The organism is Parasphingorhabdus sp., assembly GCF_059726685.1.
Map to the genome: position 1 here is coordinate 335,405 of NZ_AP041068.1, position 14,593 is coordinate 349,997.

Annotated in this window: 10 protein-coding genes; 5 read left to right on the forward strand and 5 right to left on the reverse strand. The window is 53.6% G+C overall.

Annotated features, from left to right (window positions below; all coding sequences use genetic code 11):
- Nucleotides 1-33: 33 nt before the first annotated feature.
- From rpoC to AC6I9Z_RS01640, 3 genes are all read right to left on the reverse strand, one after another.
- Nucleotides 34-4,335 (reverse strand): DNA-directed RNA polymerase subunit beta', encoded by a 4,302-nt coding sequence (rpoC, locus tag AC6I9Z_RS01630; RefSeq protein WP_461457623.1) that lies wholly within the window; start codon nucleotides 4,333-4,335, stop codon nucleotides 34-36.
- 65 nt (nucleotides 4,336-4,400) lie between these two features.
- Nucleotides 4,401-8,795, reverse strand: coding sequence for a DNA-directed RNA polymerase subunit beta (gene rpoB / locus AC6I9Z_RS01635; protein WP_461457621.1), 4,395 nt, complete (start codon nucleotides 8,793-8,795; stop codon nucleotides 4,401-4,403).
- 305 nt (nucleotides 8,796-9,100) lie between these two features.
- Nucleotides 9,101-9,772, reverse strand: a complete 672-nt coding sequence (locus AC6I9Z_RS01640; protein WP_461457619.1) for a DUF2306 domain-containing protein — start codon at nucleotides 9,770-9,772, stop codon at nucleotides 9,101-9,103.
- A gap of 147 nt (nucleotides 9,773-9,919) precedes the next feature.
- Here AC6I9Z_RS01640 and AC6I9Z_RS01645 point away from each other — a divergent pair, with 147 nt between their 5' ends.
- Genes AC6I9Z_RS01645 through AC6I9Z_RS01655 form a run of 3 tightly spaced genes read left to right on the forward strand, consistent with a single transcriptional unit; the run spans nucleotide 9,920 to nucleotide 11,454 of the window.
- Nucleotides 9,920-10,486, forward strand: coding sequence for a DUF2975 domain-containing protein (locus AC6I9Z_RS01645; RefSeq protein WP_461457617.1), 567 nt, complete (start codon nucleotides 9,920-9,922; stop codon nucleotides 10,484-10,486).
- Nucleotides 10,486-10,707 (forward strand): helix-turn-helix domain-containing protein, encoded by a 222-nt coding sequence (locus tag AC6I9Z_RS01650; protein WP_109354496.1) that lies wholly within the window; start codon nucleotides 10,486-10,488, stop codon nucleotides 10,705-10,707. Before AC6I9Z_RS01645 ends, AC6I9Z_RS01650 begins: the two co-directional genes overlap by 1 nt.
- A 33-nt stretch (nucleotides 10,708-10,740) precedes the next feature.
- On the forward strand, nucleotides 10,741-11,454 hold the full coding sequence (locus tag AC6I9Z_RS01655; protein WP_461457615.1) for a DUF4386 domain-containing protein: 714 nt from the start codon (nucleotides 10,741-10,743) through the stop codon (nucleotides 11,452-11,454).
- 3 nt (nucleotides 11,455-11,457) lie between these two features.
- Here AC6I9Z_RS01655 and AC6I9Z_RS01660 read toward each other — a convergent pair whose 3' ends face one another.
- Nucleotides 11,458-12,087 carry a TetR/AcrR family transcriptional regulator gene (locus AC6I9Z_RS01660; protein WP_461457613.1) on the reverse strand — a complete coding sequence of 210 codons (630 nt, stop codon included), beginning with the start codon at nucleotides 12,085-12,087 and terminating at the stop codon, nucleotides 11,458-11,460.
- 50 nt (nucleotides 12,088-12,137) lie between these two features.
- Between AC6I9Z_RS01660 and AC6I9Z_RS01665 the strand changes: the two genes are divergently transcribed.
- Nucleotides 12,138-12,506, forward strand: a complete 369-nt coding sequence (locus AC6I9Z_RS01665; protein ID WP_109354500.1) for a hypothetical protein — start codon at nucleotides 12,138-12,140, stop codon at nucleotides 12,504-12,506.
- A gap of 13 nt (nucleotides 12,507-12,519) precedes the next feature.
- Nucleotides 12,520-13,962 carry an 8'-apo-carotenoid 13,14-cleaving dioxygenase gene (locus tag AC6I9Z_RS01670; protein ID WP_461457610.1) on the forward strand — a complete coding sequence of 481 codons (1,443 nt, stop codon included), beginning with the start codon at nucleotides 12,520-12,522 and terminating at the stop codon, nucleotides 13,960-13,962.
- Nucleotides 13,963-13,965: 3 nt separating this feature from the next.
- Here the strand turns inward: AC6I9Z_RS01670 and AC6I9Z_RS01675 are convergent, their stop codons facing one another.
- Complete coding sequence (locus tag AC6I9Z_RS01675; RefSeq protein WP_461457608.1) at nucleotides 13,966-14,400, reverse strand: GFA family protein; 435 nt, start codon at nucleotides 14,398-14,400, stop codon at nucleotides 13,966-13,968.
- Between the last annotated feature and the right edge of the window lie 193 nt (nucleotides 14,401-14,593).

Below are 14,593 nucleotides of genomic sequence, written 5' to 3' on the forward strand. Positions count from 1 at the left end.
TCCAGCGGGGCTTTTTTTGCAAATAGCAAAGAATTATTCTTCTTTGTCACCCGCTTCGGCAGGAGCTTCTGGTGCTTCCGCAACAGGTGCCTCTTCAACGACAGCTTCTGCTGCTGGCGCTTCTTCAGCGGCTGGCGCATCGAATACTTCTTCCGCAGCAGGAGCCGCAGCGGCCGCTTCTTCGGCTTTCAGATCATCGGCAGCAGCCATGGCATCAGCAATTTTTTGCTGCTGCGCACGCAGCGCAGCATCACGGCCAGTCGCCGCAATCCGTGCGCGGTTCATACCTGCACCCGTACCGGCCGGGATCAAACGTCCAACAATGACGTTTTCTTTCAGACCGATGAGCGAGTCTTTCTTCCCTTCGACAGCCGCCTGCGTCAGCACCCGGGTGGTTTCCTGGAAAGAAGCCGCAGAAATGAACGAACGTGTCTGCAGGCTGGCTTTGGTGATGCCGAGAAGTACCGGCTTACCTTCAGCAGGAACCTGCTTCTTGGTCAGCTTGGCATTATATTCAAGCATCTCTTCCAGATCGACCTGTTCGCCGGGAAGAAGCGTCGTGTCGCCCCCATTGGTGATCTCAACTTTCTGCAGCATCTGACGAACAATCGTCTCGATATGCTTATCGTTGATTTTCACGCCCTGCAGACGATAGACTTCCTGAATTTCCGCAACCAGATATTCAGCCAGCGCTTCCACTCCCAAGACCTCAAGAATGTCATGCGGATCAGGCGAACCGGAAACGAGGTTATCGCCCTTCTTCACGAAGTCGCCTTCCTGAACGTCGATGACTTTCGTCTTCGGCACCAGATATTCTACTGGTTCGCCTTCCTCGGGAACAATCGCAATCTTACGCTTGGCTTTATAGTCGCGCAGATATTCAACGCGGCCGGAAACCTTCGCAATGATTGAATTGTCTTTCGGAATACGTGCTTCGAACAACTCGGCAACACGTGGCAGACCACCGGTAATATCACGGGTCTTCGCAGCTTCGCGAGAAACACGTGCGATCACGTCACCAGCAACCACTTCCTGACCATCGGTCACGGAGAGCGTGGCGCCATTGGCTAGCATATACCGGCCAGCTTCACCGCTGTCGCTATCAAGCAGGGTCAAGCGCGGACGCAGATCCTCTTTGTTAGCGCCGCGGCCCGATGCACGATATTCGGTGATCACACGCTGTGCGATACCGGTCGCTTCATCAGTCTGTTCGGTCATCGTTTTGCCTTCGATGACATCCTGATATTTGATAACACCCGGTTTCTCGGTAATCATCGGCATGGTGAATGGATCCCATTCGGCCAGACGATCGCCCAGTTTGACCTTCTGGCCATCCTTGACCAGCAGGCTGGTACCATATGGAAGTTTGTCAGCACTGCGCTCACGCCCTTCATCATCGATAACCGCAATTTCACCGGAGCGAGCGAGCGACAGGAACCGTCCGTTCTTGTCTTCGATCACTGGCATATCGCGATATTGCACCGTACCTTCGGCCACAGCTTCCAGATTGCTTTGCTCGTTAAGCTGTGCCGCACCGCCGATGTGGAAGGTCCGCATCGTCAGCTGCGTGCCTGGCTCACCGATGGACTGTGCCGCGATAACGCCAACAGCCTCACCGATATTCACCGGTGTACCGCGAGCAAGGTCACGGCCATAACAGGTCGCACAAACGCCCATTTTGGATTCGCAAACCAGCGGAGAGCGAATGCGCGCGGACTGGATACCGAGCTCTTCAATCACCTTGATGGCTGCTTCATCCAGCAATGTGCCAGCCTTGATCACAACACTGTCGTCTTTGCTGTCGACAATATCTTCGGCCATGGTCCGGCCCAGGATACGCTCGCCGAGCGATGCGATAACCGAACCACCCTGGACGATGGCTTTCATCTCCAGCGCATTTTCGGTGCCGCAATCATTTTCGACAATCGTACAGTCCTGCGAAACGTCCACCAGACGCCGCGTCAGATAACCGGAGTTAGCGGTTTTCAGAGCGGTATCGGCGAGACCTTTACGCGCACCGTGGGTCGAGTTGAAATATTCAAGAACCGTCAGGCCTTCTTTAAAGTTCGAGATAATTGGCGTTTCAATAATCTCGCCAGAAGGCTTGGCCATCAGGCCGCGCATACCGCCCAGCTGCTTCATCTGTGCTGGGCTACCACGGGCGCCAGAGTGGCTCATCATGTAGATGGCATTAATCTGACGCTCACGGCCATGCTCGTCCTCTGGCGTCGCCGCCAGCTCGTCCATCATGGCGTTCGCCACCTGATCACCACAACGGCTCCAGGCGTCGATCACTTTGTTATATTTTTCCTGCTGCGTGATCAAACCGTCTTGATATTGCTGTTCATAGTCAGCAACCAGAGCGCGGGTCTCTTCAACCGTTGCATCTTTCGAGTCTGGAATGATCATGTCATCCTTACCGAAGGAAATACCGGCCTTACACGCGTGGCGGAAGCCAAGATCCATGATCGCATCGGCGAACAGGACCGTGTCTTTCTGACCCGTGTGACGGTAAACCTGGTCAATCACGTCGCCGACCTCTTTCTTGGTCAGCAAGCGGTTCACAATGTCGAACGGAACCTTGTGTGATTTCGGCAGACATTCCGCAATCAGCAAACGGCCCGGTGTGGTTTCGAAACGCTTGAGGACAGGTTTGCCTTCCTCATCGGTTTGCGGAACCCGGGTGGTGATTTTGGAGTGCAAAGTCACCGCACCAATTTCTAGCGCCTGATGCACTTCAGCCATATCGGCCAGCATCATGCCCTCGCCTGGCTCGCCTTTGCGATCCATGGTGAGGTAATAAATACCGAGAACCATATCCTGTGAAGGCACAATGATCGGCTTACCATTGGCTGGTGACAGGATGTTGTTGGTCGACATCATCAAGACACGGGCTTCCAGCTGTGCCTCAAGGCTCAGTGGGACGTGGACAGCCATTTGGTCACCGTCAAAGTCGGCGTTAAACGCTGAACAGACGAGCGGGTGAAGCTGGATCGCTTTACCTTCGATCAAGACCGGCTCAAATGCCTGAATGCCCAAACGGTGAAGTGTCGGTGCGCGGTTCAGCATAACAGGATGCTCGCGGATCACTTCTTCTAGGATGTCCCAGACTTCCTTGCGCTCTTTCTCGACCCATTTCTTGGCCTGTTTGAGCGTCATCGATAGACCCTTGGCGTCGAGGCGCGCGTAGATAAATGGCTTGAACAATTCCAAGGCCATTTTCTTCGGCAAACCGCACTGATGCAATTTCAGCTCAGGCCCGGTCACGATAACCGAACGACCGGAATAGTCGACACGCTTACCGAGAAGGTTCTGACGGAAACGGCCCTGCTTGCCTTTCAGCATGTCGGACAGGGATTTCAGCGGGCGTTTGTTCGCACCGGTAATGGTACGACCACGGCGACCATTGTCGAACAGCGCGTCAACAGATTCCTGCAACATGCGCTTCTCGTTACGGACAATGATGTCCGGCGCACGCAGTTCCATCAGGCGTTTCAAACGGTTGTTCCGGTTGATTACGCGGCGATAAAGGTCGTTGAGATCAGACGTCGCGAAACGGCCACCATCCAGAGGCACCAGCGGGCGCAGCTCGGGTGGGATCACAGGAATGATTTCGAGGATCATCCATTCCGGTTTATTGCCGGATTCAATAAAGCTTTCGACAACCTTGAGGCGCTTGATGATCTTCTTCGGCTTCAGCGTCGACTTGGTCGTCGCCAGCTCTTCCATCAGATCTTCTTTTTCACGCTCCAGGTCGAGGTCCTGCAACATGATCTTGACGGCTTCTGCACCGATACCGGCAGAGAAAGCGTCTTCGCCATATTCATCCTGCGCCTCAAGCATCTCGTCTTCGGTCAACAGCTGGAATTTCTCCAGTGGTGTAAGACCAGGTTCGATAACCACATAGCTTTCGAAATAGAGCACACGCTCGAGCTGCTTGAGCTGCATGTCGAGCAAGAGACCAATGCGCGATGGCAGCGATTTCAGGAACCAGATATGCGCGACGGGAGCGGCGAGGTCGATATGACCCATGCGTTCCCGGCGAACCTTGGTTACCGTGACTTCGACACCGCATTTCTCGCAGACAATGCCTTTATATTTCATGCGCTTATATTTACCGCACAGGCATTCGTAATCCTTTACAGGACCAAAGATGCGCGCACAGAACAGGCCGTCACGCTCTGGCTTGAATGTCCGGTAGTTGATCGTTTCCGGCTTCTTGATTTCACCGAATGACCAGCTGCGGATGCGCTCTGGAGAAGCCAAACCGATTTGAATCTGGTCAAATGTTTCCGGCTTTGCGATCGGATTTGCGAAATTTGTTACTTGGTTCATATTCTATTCCTTCGGGGCCTTAGCCCAAAATTTGAAATGCTGGGAGGAGTGTGACGTTGCCCGCCTTACTCCGCCGCAATCGCTACACCGTCATCATCATCGTCTTCATCTTCGTCACCGAAGCTGGAGAGTTCGACATTGAGACCAAGCGAACGCATTTCCTTGACCAGAACGTTAAAGCTTTCAGGCACACCGGCTTCGAAAGTATCGTCGCCTTTGACGATCGCTTCGTAAACCTTGGTCCGTCCGATCACATCATCGGATTTGACCGTCAGCATTTCCTGCAGCGTGTAAGCCGCACCATATGCCTGCAGTGCCCAGACTTCCATTTCCCCGAAGCGCTGTCCGCCGAACTGGGCTTTACCGCCCAGAGGCTGCTGCGTAACGAGAGAATAAGGTCCGATCGAACGGGCGTGGATCTTGTCGTCAACCAAGTGATGCAGTTTGAGCATATAGATATAGCCCACTGTCACCTTACGGTCGAACTTGTCTCCGGTCCGTCCGTCAAACAGGTTGACCTGACCACTCCGATCCAATCCAGCAAGTTCCAGCATGTCGGACACATCGCTTTCATGCGCACCGTCAAACACGGGCGTTCCCATCGGAACACCATTGCGCAAGTGACCAACCATCTCGACAATCTCGGATGGCTCACGGGCATCAATATCTTCGTGATATTGCTCGCCGTAAATGGTCTTGAGCCGCTCTTTCACCGCATCGGGCGGTGCTGCCGCCTGCGGATCGGGATTAGCCAGCTTCCATTCTTCCAGAGCCTTCGTCACCTGCTCGCCCAGACCACGTGCGGCCCAGCCCAAGTGGGTTTCGAAAATCTGACCGACGTTCATACGTGATGGCACACCCAATGGGTTCAGCACGATATCAACCGGTGTTCCGTCTTCAAGGAACGGCATATCTTCTTGCGGAAGAATGCGGGAGATAACCCCTTTGTTTCCGTGACGGCCAGCCATTTTGTCGCCGGGCTGCAACTTGCGTTTTACAGCCACAAAGACCTTGACCATTTTCAGAACGCCTGGGGACAGTTCGTCACCACGCTCCAGCTTCTCACGGCGATCTTCGAAACGTTCGTTAATTTCCTTGATCGCTTCGTCATATTGACCGCGGGTCGCTTCGAAGTCGGATTGAACCTTGTCATCCTTCACAGCGATTTTCCACCAGTCGGCATTGTCCAGTTCGGACAGGCTTTCTGCTGTAATCTCCGCACCCTTCTTCATTGGCTTGGGTGCCGACGTCGCCGTCTGACCGATCAGCATATCTTTCAATGCGTTGAAGGTTGCACGGTTCAGAATGGCGCGTTCGTCATCACGGTCTTTCGTGAAGCGCGAAATTTCTTCGCGTTCAATAGCCAGCGCGCGTTCGTCCTTGTCGATGCCGTGGCGGTTAAACACGCGAACTTCGACGACGGTTCCTGCAACACCCGGAGGCAGACGCAGAGACGTATCACGAACATCGGAAGCTTTTTCACCGAAGATCGCACGGAGAAGTTTTTCTTCCGGCGTCATTGGGCTTTCACCCTTCGGCGTGATCTTACCGACGAGAATATCGCCCGGCTCGATTTCAGCACCGATATAAACGATACCCGCTTCGTCGAGGTTGCGCAGCGCTTCCTCACCGACATTCGGAATATCGCGGGTAATATCTTCAGGGCCAAGCTTCGTATCACGGGCCATGACTTCAAATTCTTCGATGTGGATCGAAGTGAAGACATCGTCTTTCACGATACGTTCGGAAATGAGAATACTATCTTCGTAGTTATAACCATTCCAAGGCATGAAGGCGACGAGGCTGTTTTTGCCCAGTGCCAGTTCACCCATATCGGTTGATGGACCGTCGGCCAGCGTGTCGCCTTCCTGAACGATATCGCCCACTTTCACCAGCGGACGCTGGTTGATGCAGGTGTTCTGGTTGGAACGCTGGAACTTCTGGAGCGTATAAATGTCAACGCCGGACTTGCCTGCTTCGACATCGCCCTGTGCACGGATCACGATACGGGTCGCATCGACCTGATCGACAATACCGCCGCGGCGGGCCGCAATCGCGGCGCCACTATCGCGGGCCACGGTTTCTTCCATACCGGTTCCGACAAATGGTGCCTCTGCTTTCACGAGCGGCACAGCCTGACGTTGCATGTTCGATCCCATTAGGGCGCGGTTGGCGTCATCGTTTTCCAGGAACGGGATGAGCGAAGCTGCAACAGACACAAGCTGTTTCGGCGAAACATCCATCAAAGTGATGTGATCGCGCGGAGCGATCAAAAATTCACCGGCTTCACGCGCCGAAACGAGCTCTTCAACAAAGCTGCCATCTGCATTGAGATCGGCGTTAGCCTGGGCCACTGTATGCTTCTGTTCTTCCATCGCGGAGAGGTAGACAACCTCATCGGTAACCTTTCCGTCTTTAATCTGACGATAAGGTGTTTCGATAAAGCCATATTTGTTCACCCGACTGAACGATGCCAGCGAGTTAATGAGACCAATGTTCGGCCCCTCAGGCGTTTCAATCGGACAGATACGACCATAATGGGTTGGATGAACGTCACGGACTTCAAAGCCGGCACGCTCACGCGTCAGACCGCCCGGCCCAAGCGCCGATACGCGGCGTTTGTGAGTGACCTCTGAAAGCGGGTTAGTCTGATCCATAAACTGGGACAGCTGCGAGCTACCAAAGAACTCACGAACCGTAGCAACGGCGGGCTTCGCGTTGATCAGATCGTTCGGCATCACCGTGGACACGTCTACGCTGGACATACGCTCTTTCACCGCACGCTCCATGCGCAACAGGCCAACACGATATTGGTTCTCGAGAAGCTCGCCAACCGAACGTACACGGCGGTTGCCGAGGTTATCGATATCATCGACTTCACCCTTGCCGTCTTTCAGATCAACAAGCGTTTTGACCACAGCCAAAATATCTTCCTTGCGAAGCACCGTGTAATCATCCGGCGCATCAAGATCGAGGCGCATATTGAGTTTCACACGGCCAACCGCTGACAGGTCGTAACGCTCCGGATCGAAGAACAGGCCTTCAAACAGAGCTTCAGCAGTTTCGCGGGTTGGCGGTTCGCCAGGACGCATGACACGGTAAATGTCGGATAGCGCGCCATCACGGTCGTCTGCCTTGTCGACTTTCAACGTGTTGCGGATCCATGGTCCGGTTGTAACATGGTCGATGTCAAGCAGCTCTAGCTGGTCAATGCCAGCACCGTCAAGCTTCTCAAGATTTTCAACCGTTACTTCATCACCCGCTTCGATATAAATCTCACCGGTTTTCTCGTTGATCAGGTCAAAGGCGCTGTAGCGGCCGAAAATTTCCTCGGTCGGTATGACGACATTTTTCATGCCGTCTTTTTCAGCCTTGTTCGCACCGCGCGGCGTGATTTTGCTGCCGCTGGCGAAGACAACTTCACCACTATCGGCATCGACAATGTCGAAGGTCGGCTTCTGACCGCGCCATTGCTCCGCTACGAAAGGAATAGTCCAGCCGTCTTTCGCGCGCTTGTAGACAATGCGCCCGTAAAATTCGTTGAGAATATCTTCTTCGGAATAGCCTTGTTTCAGGATGCCTGTGATTTCAGCACTCTTGGTCCGGCCTTCATCTTCAATCTTGCCCTGAATTTCGATCGCACCCATTGGCTCCTTGATCGTGATCCGGTTACCGTCAATCTCGGTAATCTCAGCCGGCTGCTTCATACCCGCAACACGAACCATCTCACCAACCTTGAACGGTGGCTTCTTCTCTTTCACTTCAATGATCGCATCACCCAGCGAACGCAGCAGGGCGGTCACAGGCAATTTACGCTTACGGTCGATACGAACGTTGACGATGTCTTTCGCATCAAATTCAAAGTCGAGCCACGAACCACGATAAGGAATAACGCGGGCAGCGAACAGGAACTTGCCAGAGCTGTGGGTCTTGCCGCGGTCATGGTCAAACAGCACACCGGGCGAACGGTGCATCTGGCTGACAATAACACGCTCGGTGCCGTTGATGACGAACGTGCCGTTCTTGGTCATCAAAGGCATGTCGCCCATGTAAACGTCTTGCTCTTTAATATCGAGAACGGAGCGTGCTTCTGTTTCCGGATCGACTTCAAAGACGATCAGACGCAGCGTCACTTTCATCGGCGCTGCGTACGTAATGCCGCGCTGACGACATTCTTCGACATTATATTTGGGATCTTCGAGCTGGTAGTTGACGAAATCCATTTCGGCGGTGCCGGCAAAATCGCGGATCGGGAAAACGCTGCGCAGCGTTTTTTCCAGACCGGAAACATAATCAATCGACGGATCGGAGCGCAGGAACTGCTCATATGATTCGCGCTGAACCTCGATGAGATTCGGCATATCGATGACTTCATGAATGTCGCCAAAGATTTTACGGATACGTTTTTTTCGGGTCGGTGTGAGAGCAGTTGTCTTTACCGAAGATGCTTTCGTCGCCATGTATTTTTGCCTTCTCGCCATCACCGGATTTGCGTCACTTATGAAACGCTTAGCCGGTGGAAAACCAAATGTTGTGGGGCGCTCCAGAACAAAAAGCCACGGCCTCTCAAGCCCGTTTCTTCGGGGAGGAGAGTCGCAGCTCATAGCGTCCTGAAAACCGGTCAGACTTCATTTCTTCTGGCGCGCCGCGCAACTGCACGCCCTGTCTCGAAATCTGTGGTGAGCCGCTCATATAGGGAGATGTTGGATATCGGTCAAGGGAAGTCCGGCCCCTTATTGGAGGAAATGGAGACAGTAGAGCGGTTTCAAACCGGTTTGCCTTCATACCATTTGGTGGCCAGCACGCGGATCACCCAAAATAGCATCACTAACAGGATGATGGGTTCTGGCGCAGACAATATGCCCGTGTCGCGAATAGCCTTAGGAAAAGCGGTCGCTCCCGGGCCAGTGAACAGGGAGCCGGCAGCAATGAAATAGGCAAAACACATGCGCCACAAATGCCGGGCGATACGCTGTTTACCCGCTATGCCGCGCCGGGCGATCATCACTGCATCTCCTAACGCGGCCAACAGCGCTAGCGCGCCAAAAAAGTAATGCGGGAAAGCCGGCAATCCGTCCTTCAGTCCATCTGGACTGTTTTGCGCCTCCAGACCGAACCACAATCCACCAGCCGCGACGCCCAGTGTGACGACCAATGCGACATAGTGGAACAGATTTATCCTTTCATCATTTTGCCGGGCCGCCATCCAGGATGTGATGACCAGATAGATGGTGAAAGCCCCAACCAATACCGAAATAGCCATTGGAAGAACCAGAGCCAGATAGATCCCGGCGGCGGACATGATCGTCATGGTTATAAGAAAAACATTGCCGATGCCGCGATGCACTCGCGAACCTTTACGAACAATCAGAGCGGCAGCGCCAGCCAGCATGGCGATGGTGCCCATGCTGATATGAAGAAACATGATAAGCGTCATTGATGATATCCTCGGTCAAAGGTTTGATACGAGGGCCTATAAGCCGAAGTTTATTGATAATCAATAAATCACTTGACGTTTATCGATAAATCTGTATTGATAAGCAACGAAACATATATCGTAATTCAATAATCACTGGAGACTATCATGACAAATATCGGGGCCAAAGGAGAGGAAGATATCGTCCTGAAATCGGCACGCCTGCTGCTCGGCTTTTTTCGCCTGGCGGTGATCTTCGCATCTTTAGTTCTGGTGCTTTCATTGCCAGTCATGGCGATTTTCGGTCAGGAGATATTGGCTGATGTTGGTGAGCAGTTTGTGAACGCGCCACCGAACACTGTGCTTTGGGTGGCGGCCGGCTTTGTGTTCGTGATGCTTTTGATCATGCTACTCAGCTATTTCACTATCGATCGACTGCGCAAAGTCCTCGCTTCCGTCCGCGAGGGTGATCCATTCAACCGGACCAATGGTCTGCGCCTGCGCGGTATGGGCATTGCCATTTTCGTGATTCAGATCCTGACCGGGGTGCTCGGGGCGTTGATCGGGGTTATAATCAGCTTGCTAGGCGAGGTAAAAGAAGGTGAACAGATGGTCGTCTCTGGCGAATTTGGAATCTCGCTTTCGGGTATATTGCTGGTGCTGCTGCTGATCGTTCTGGCCCGGGTCTTTGACCGTGGCGCGGATATGCGCGATGAGCTGGACGGCACCATCTGATGTCCGTTCAGGTCAAACTCGACGATCTGCTGCACGACCAGCGCATGACGCTGACCGAGCTTGCGGAACGAGTGGGTATCACCATCGCCAATCTGTCGATCCTGAAAACCGGCAAGGCAAAGGCAATCCGGTTCAGCACCTTGGATGCCATTTGCCGAGAGCTCAAATGTCAGCCTGGCGATATATTGCATTATGATGATGGTCAGAGCAACGGCGGTTGACATTAGTGTATTATTTAGGTAATACACCCTGATATGACTGTTTCAACTGAAATTTTGCCGCTCGATCTCCGCCCATTGGCACGAATTGTAGGCGGGTCGCTGTTGGCCACTATCGTTGTTGGAGTGGCGGGTGCACTGACTGTCGCTCAGGGCATAGACATAAACCTGTCAGCCGATGTTGTCGCAACGGCACAAAATATGTTGGAAGCCGAAACGCAATTGCGGGCCAAATCCTATATCGCGCTCGTGATGTTCGGCTTGGAAGCCACAATTGGCATAGGGCTGTTTCTGCTCCTGCGACCAGCCGGACAATTGCTGGCTGCCTGGAGTTTGATCGTCAGCATTGCTGCAGCCACTCTATCTTTGCTGGGTGCGGTCTTTAACATGAATGCGGCGGAATTAGCCGGGGATATCGCTTATGCACAGATGGCGAGTGAATCGCAGCGATTGCTAATGACCGGCTTGCAGGCCACCTCGGACTATACATCCTTTCACCTCGCTCTAGTGTTATCGAGCGTGTCCAAGGGAGGCTTTTTCTATCTCTTTTTGAAATCCGGTCTCATCCCCAAGCTGATTGCCGGCTGGGGTCTGTTTGCATCTCTATTCGTATCCACGGCTATCATCTTGCGCGATTTCATTCCGATCATCGGACATAGCAGCGTCACTGCCAGCTTCATGGTATCAAATCTGATCGCCTTGGTGGCAACCGCGCTTTACCTGGCCATCAAAGGCGTTCGTACGACCTAGCGGCTATTCCAGACCAAAATCCGCAAGAGTTACAACTTTGCGGATCATATCCGGGTCATATTCCACCTGACCATCGAGGATCAGCATCGCCAGTCCATGAACCAGTGACCAGGCATGAAGCGTTGCCGTCGCCCGATGTTCCGGTGAAATATCTTCCGACATCGTCGCGGCAATGCCAGCACGCAATTGATAGAAGGCCTCACCCATCTTGGTTGGGTTGCCGGCGGCGAGATCCACCTTGCCGACCCGGTCATAGATGAGGCGCACCAGCGCCGGATGCTCGACAGCCCAACGCACGTAAGTGACGCCCATTTCTCCGAACCCTTCCCGGCCGCCGCCAACGGACTGCGCTGCCTGAGCCTGATGCGCGCCAAGCTGGTTCAGTGCTTCAAGCGCCAGCGCATCAAGCAATGCGTCCTTATTGGGAAAGTGCCGATAAAGGGCCGTCGCTGAGACCCCCAGTTCGCGGGCCAGCGCACGCAGTCCGAGGTCCGGATGATTCTGCCCACCGAATTTTTCCATTCCCGCTGCAATAGCCGCCGCGCGCAAGTCTCCATGATGATAAGTACCCGATTCCTTGGAGGCATCCGTGGGCGATTCTTTAATGTTGACACTGTTATCTTTAACGTTCATGTTAACAGCATAAACATTTGGAGTCGGTAAGCCAAGGGGAGTTTGCACCAATGCTGATTTTTGCAATTGCCGCTGCTATCGTCGCAGTTACCGTGGCAGCAGCCCATTACATTCTCGGGCAACGGGCGGTGCTAAAGCCGCTTTTTGCTGAACCAACAGATGGTCTGTTGGCTGCGCCGACGATGCGCCATCTGACATGGGCGATGTTCCAGCTGCACTCGCTGGTCTGGGCCAGCCTGGGTATCGTAGTTTTGCTGAACCGGCTTCAGGGCGGCAGCGATCTGATCGGATATCTCGCTATCCTGATTTTCACCGCATCCGGGATTGGAAATTTTGCAGCCCTCCAGCGTCCGCATCCCGGCGGCATATTATTATTTCTCGCAGCGGGAATGACCGCTGCCGATATCTGGTTTAACTAAGAAGGAATTGAACATGGCCAGCGTTATTGAAAATACCATCCGCTCTGCCGTCACACCCGTGATGGGCGCAGTCGCGAATTTCAATCGCAAGCGGATGAAAGCACCGGAAGGCGGGCATCCGTATCTGACCGGTATCCACAAACCGATGACGGAAGAGGTAACCCTCGCCAACCTGCAAGTGGATGGCGAAATTCCTGCACAGCTTGACGGTCGCTATCTGCGCATTGGCCCCAATCCCGTAACCGCGCCCGACGAGGCCAGCTATCACTGGTTCGTGGGCGATGGCATGGCACATGGTATCCGCATCACAGAAGGCAAAGCCGAATGGTATCGCAATCGCTGGATCCGCTCCAACGCTGTGAGTGATGCGCTGGGCGAAGAGCGCAAACCCGGCACCCGCAAACCACGGACCGATACCGCAAATACCAATATCGTGGAAATTGGCGGCAGAACCTTTGCGATTGTTGAAGCTGGCGGCTTTCCGGTTGAACTGACCGATGAGCTTGAAACGGTTTCTCACAATCCGTTCGATGGCACGCTGCAAAACGCCTTTTCCGCTCATCCGCATTTCGACCCCAAAACCGGTGAGATCCATGCAATCTGCTATGATGCGCCGGTTATGGATACGGTCTGGCACGTGGTGCTGGGACCAGATGGCAAGGTGAAGCGGGAAGAACCCATTCCGGTTAACCAGGGGCCGTCCATCCATGATTGTCAGATCACCGAAAACCATGTGCTGGTTTTTGATCTGCCCGCGACCTTCTCGATGAAGCGGATGCTGGCTGGCTATGCGTTCCCCTATGACTGGAACCCCGATCATAAAGCCCGTGTCGGCCTGTGCCCGCGCAATGGCTCTGGTGCAGACACAATCTGGTGCGATGTCGATCCCTGCTATGTCTATCACCCCGCCAATGCTTTTGAGACGGAAGATGGTAAAGTCATCGTCGATGTCGTGGTCCATGAAAGCACCTATGCCCGCACCACTTTTGGCCCCGGCGGCGAATGGTCACGGCTGGAACGCTGGACCGTTGATCCAATAGCCAAGAAAGTAGCTCGCAAAATACTGAACGACCGTGCACAAGAATTCCCGCGCTATGACGAACGCCGGACTACAGACGACTATCGCTATATTTACAGCATCGCCCTCGCCGGTGAACCGGATCAGCTGGACATGGCTGGCAACGAGCTGTTCAAACATGATTTGAAAACCGGAGAAACGGCCGCCCGTAATTTCGGCGAAAACCGACATCCGGGCGAATTTGTTTTTGTGCCCCGCTCACCCGATGCTGACGAAGATGATGGCTGGCTGATCGGTTTGGTAATCGACATGAACAACCAGACCACCGAGTTGCAGATCCTGAAAGCCAATGACTTTAACAGCGAGCCGCAAGCGGTCATCCATGTCCCGCATCGCATCCCGCCGGGATTTCATGGCAATTGGGTCAGTGCAGCTTAAACGCTAGTCGCTCTCGATTCTGGCAGAGCCGAAGCCTTCGGAAAATTGCGGGGCTTCGTCGGTTATTTCCTCCCAGTCCGCTTTGGAGCCGACAAAGATATGGGCCGCATAGCCGCGCTGCCCCGGATCGTTGTCGAGCAAGCCGGCTGGCACGAAGAATAGTTTGCTCTTCTGTCCATCCAATGGAAGCGGGCTACCGCATGTTTTGCAAAATACCGAATGCCATCCATTCCCATCTGGAACAAAGAAAGTAGAAATTAGATCTTCCCCGCTCTCCCATGCGAAATTATCGCGGGTGGCGTGGAAGACCGCATTGCCATTTGTGCCCGAGACTTTTCGGCATTTGGAGCAATGACACTGTCCAATCGGTCCCGGCGGACCGCAGACCGAAAATGATACGCCGCCGCAAAGACAACTGCCTTTCAGTTTGTCCGTCATGGTCTGATATATGTCCTCTCAAATACTCTGAATTGAGGGCATATCATGTCTGATCGACTTTAAGAACCAGCAGATCTTTTGACCAATTGACGCAACCGTTTGGCGTTCTATCCAGCTTTTGATAACAATTGGATTGCCAGCTAGGTACAATACTTGACTTGCCACGTCGCAGGCTTGAGATGTTTCCAAGATG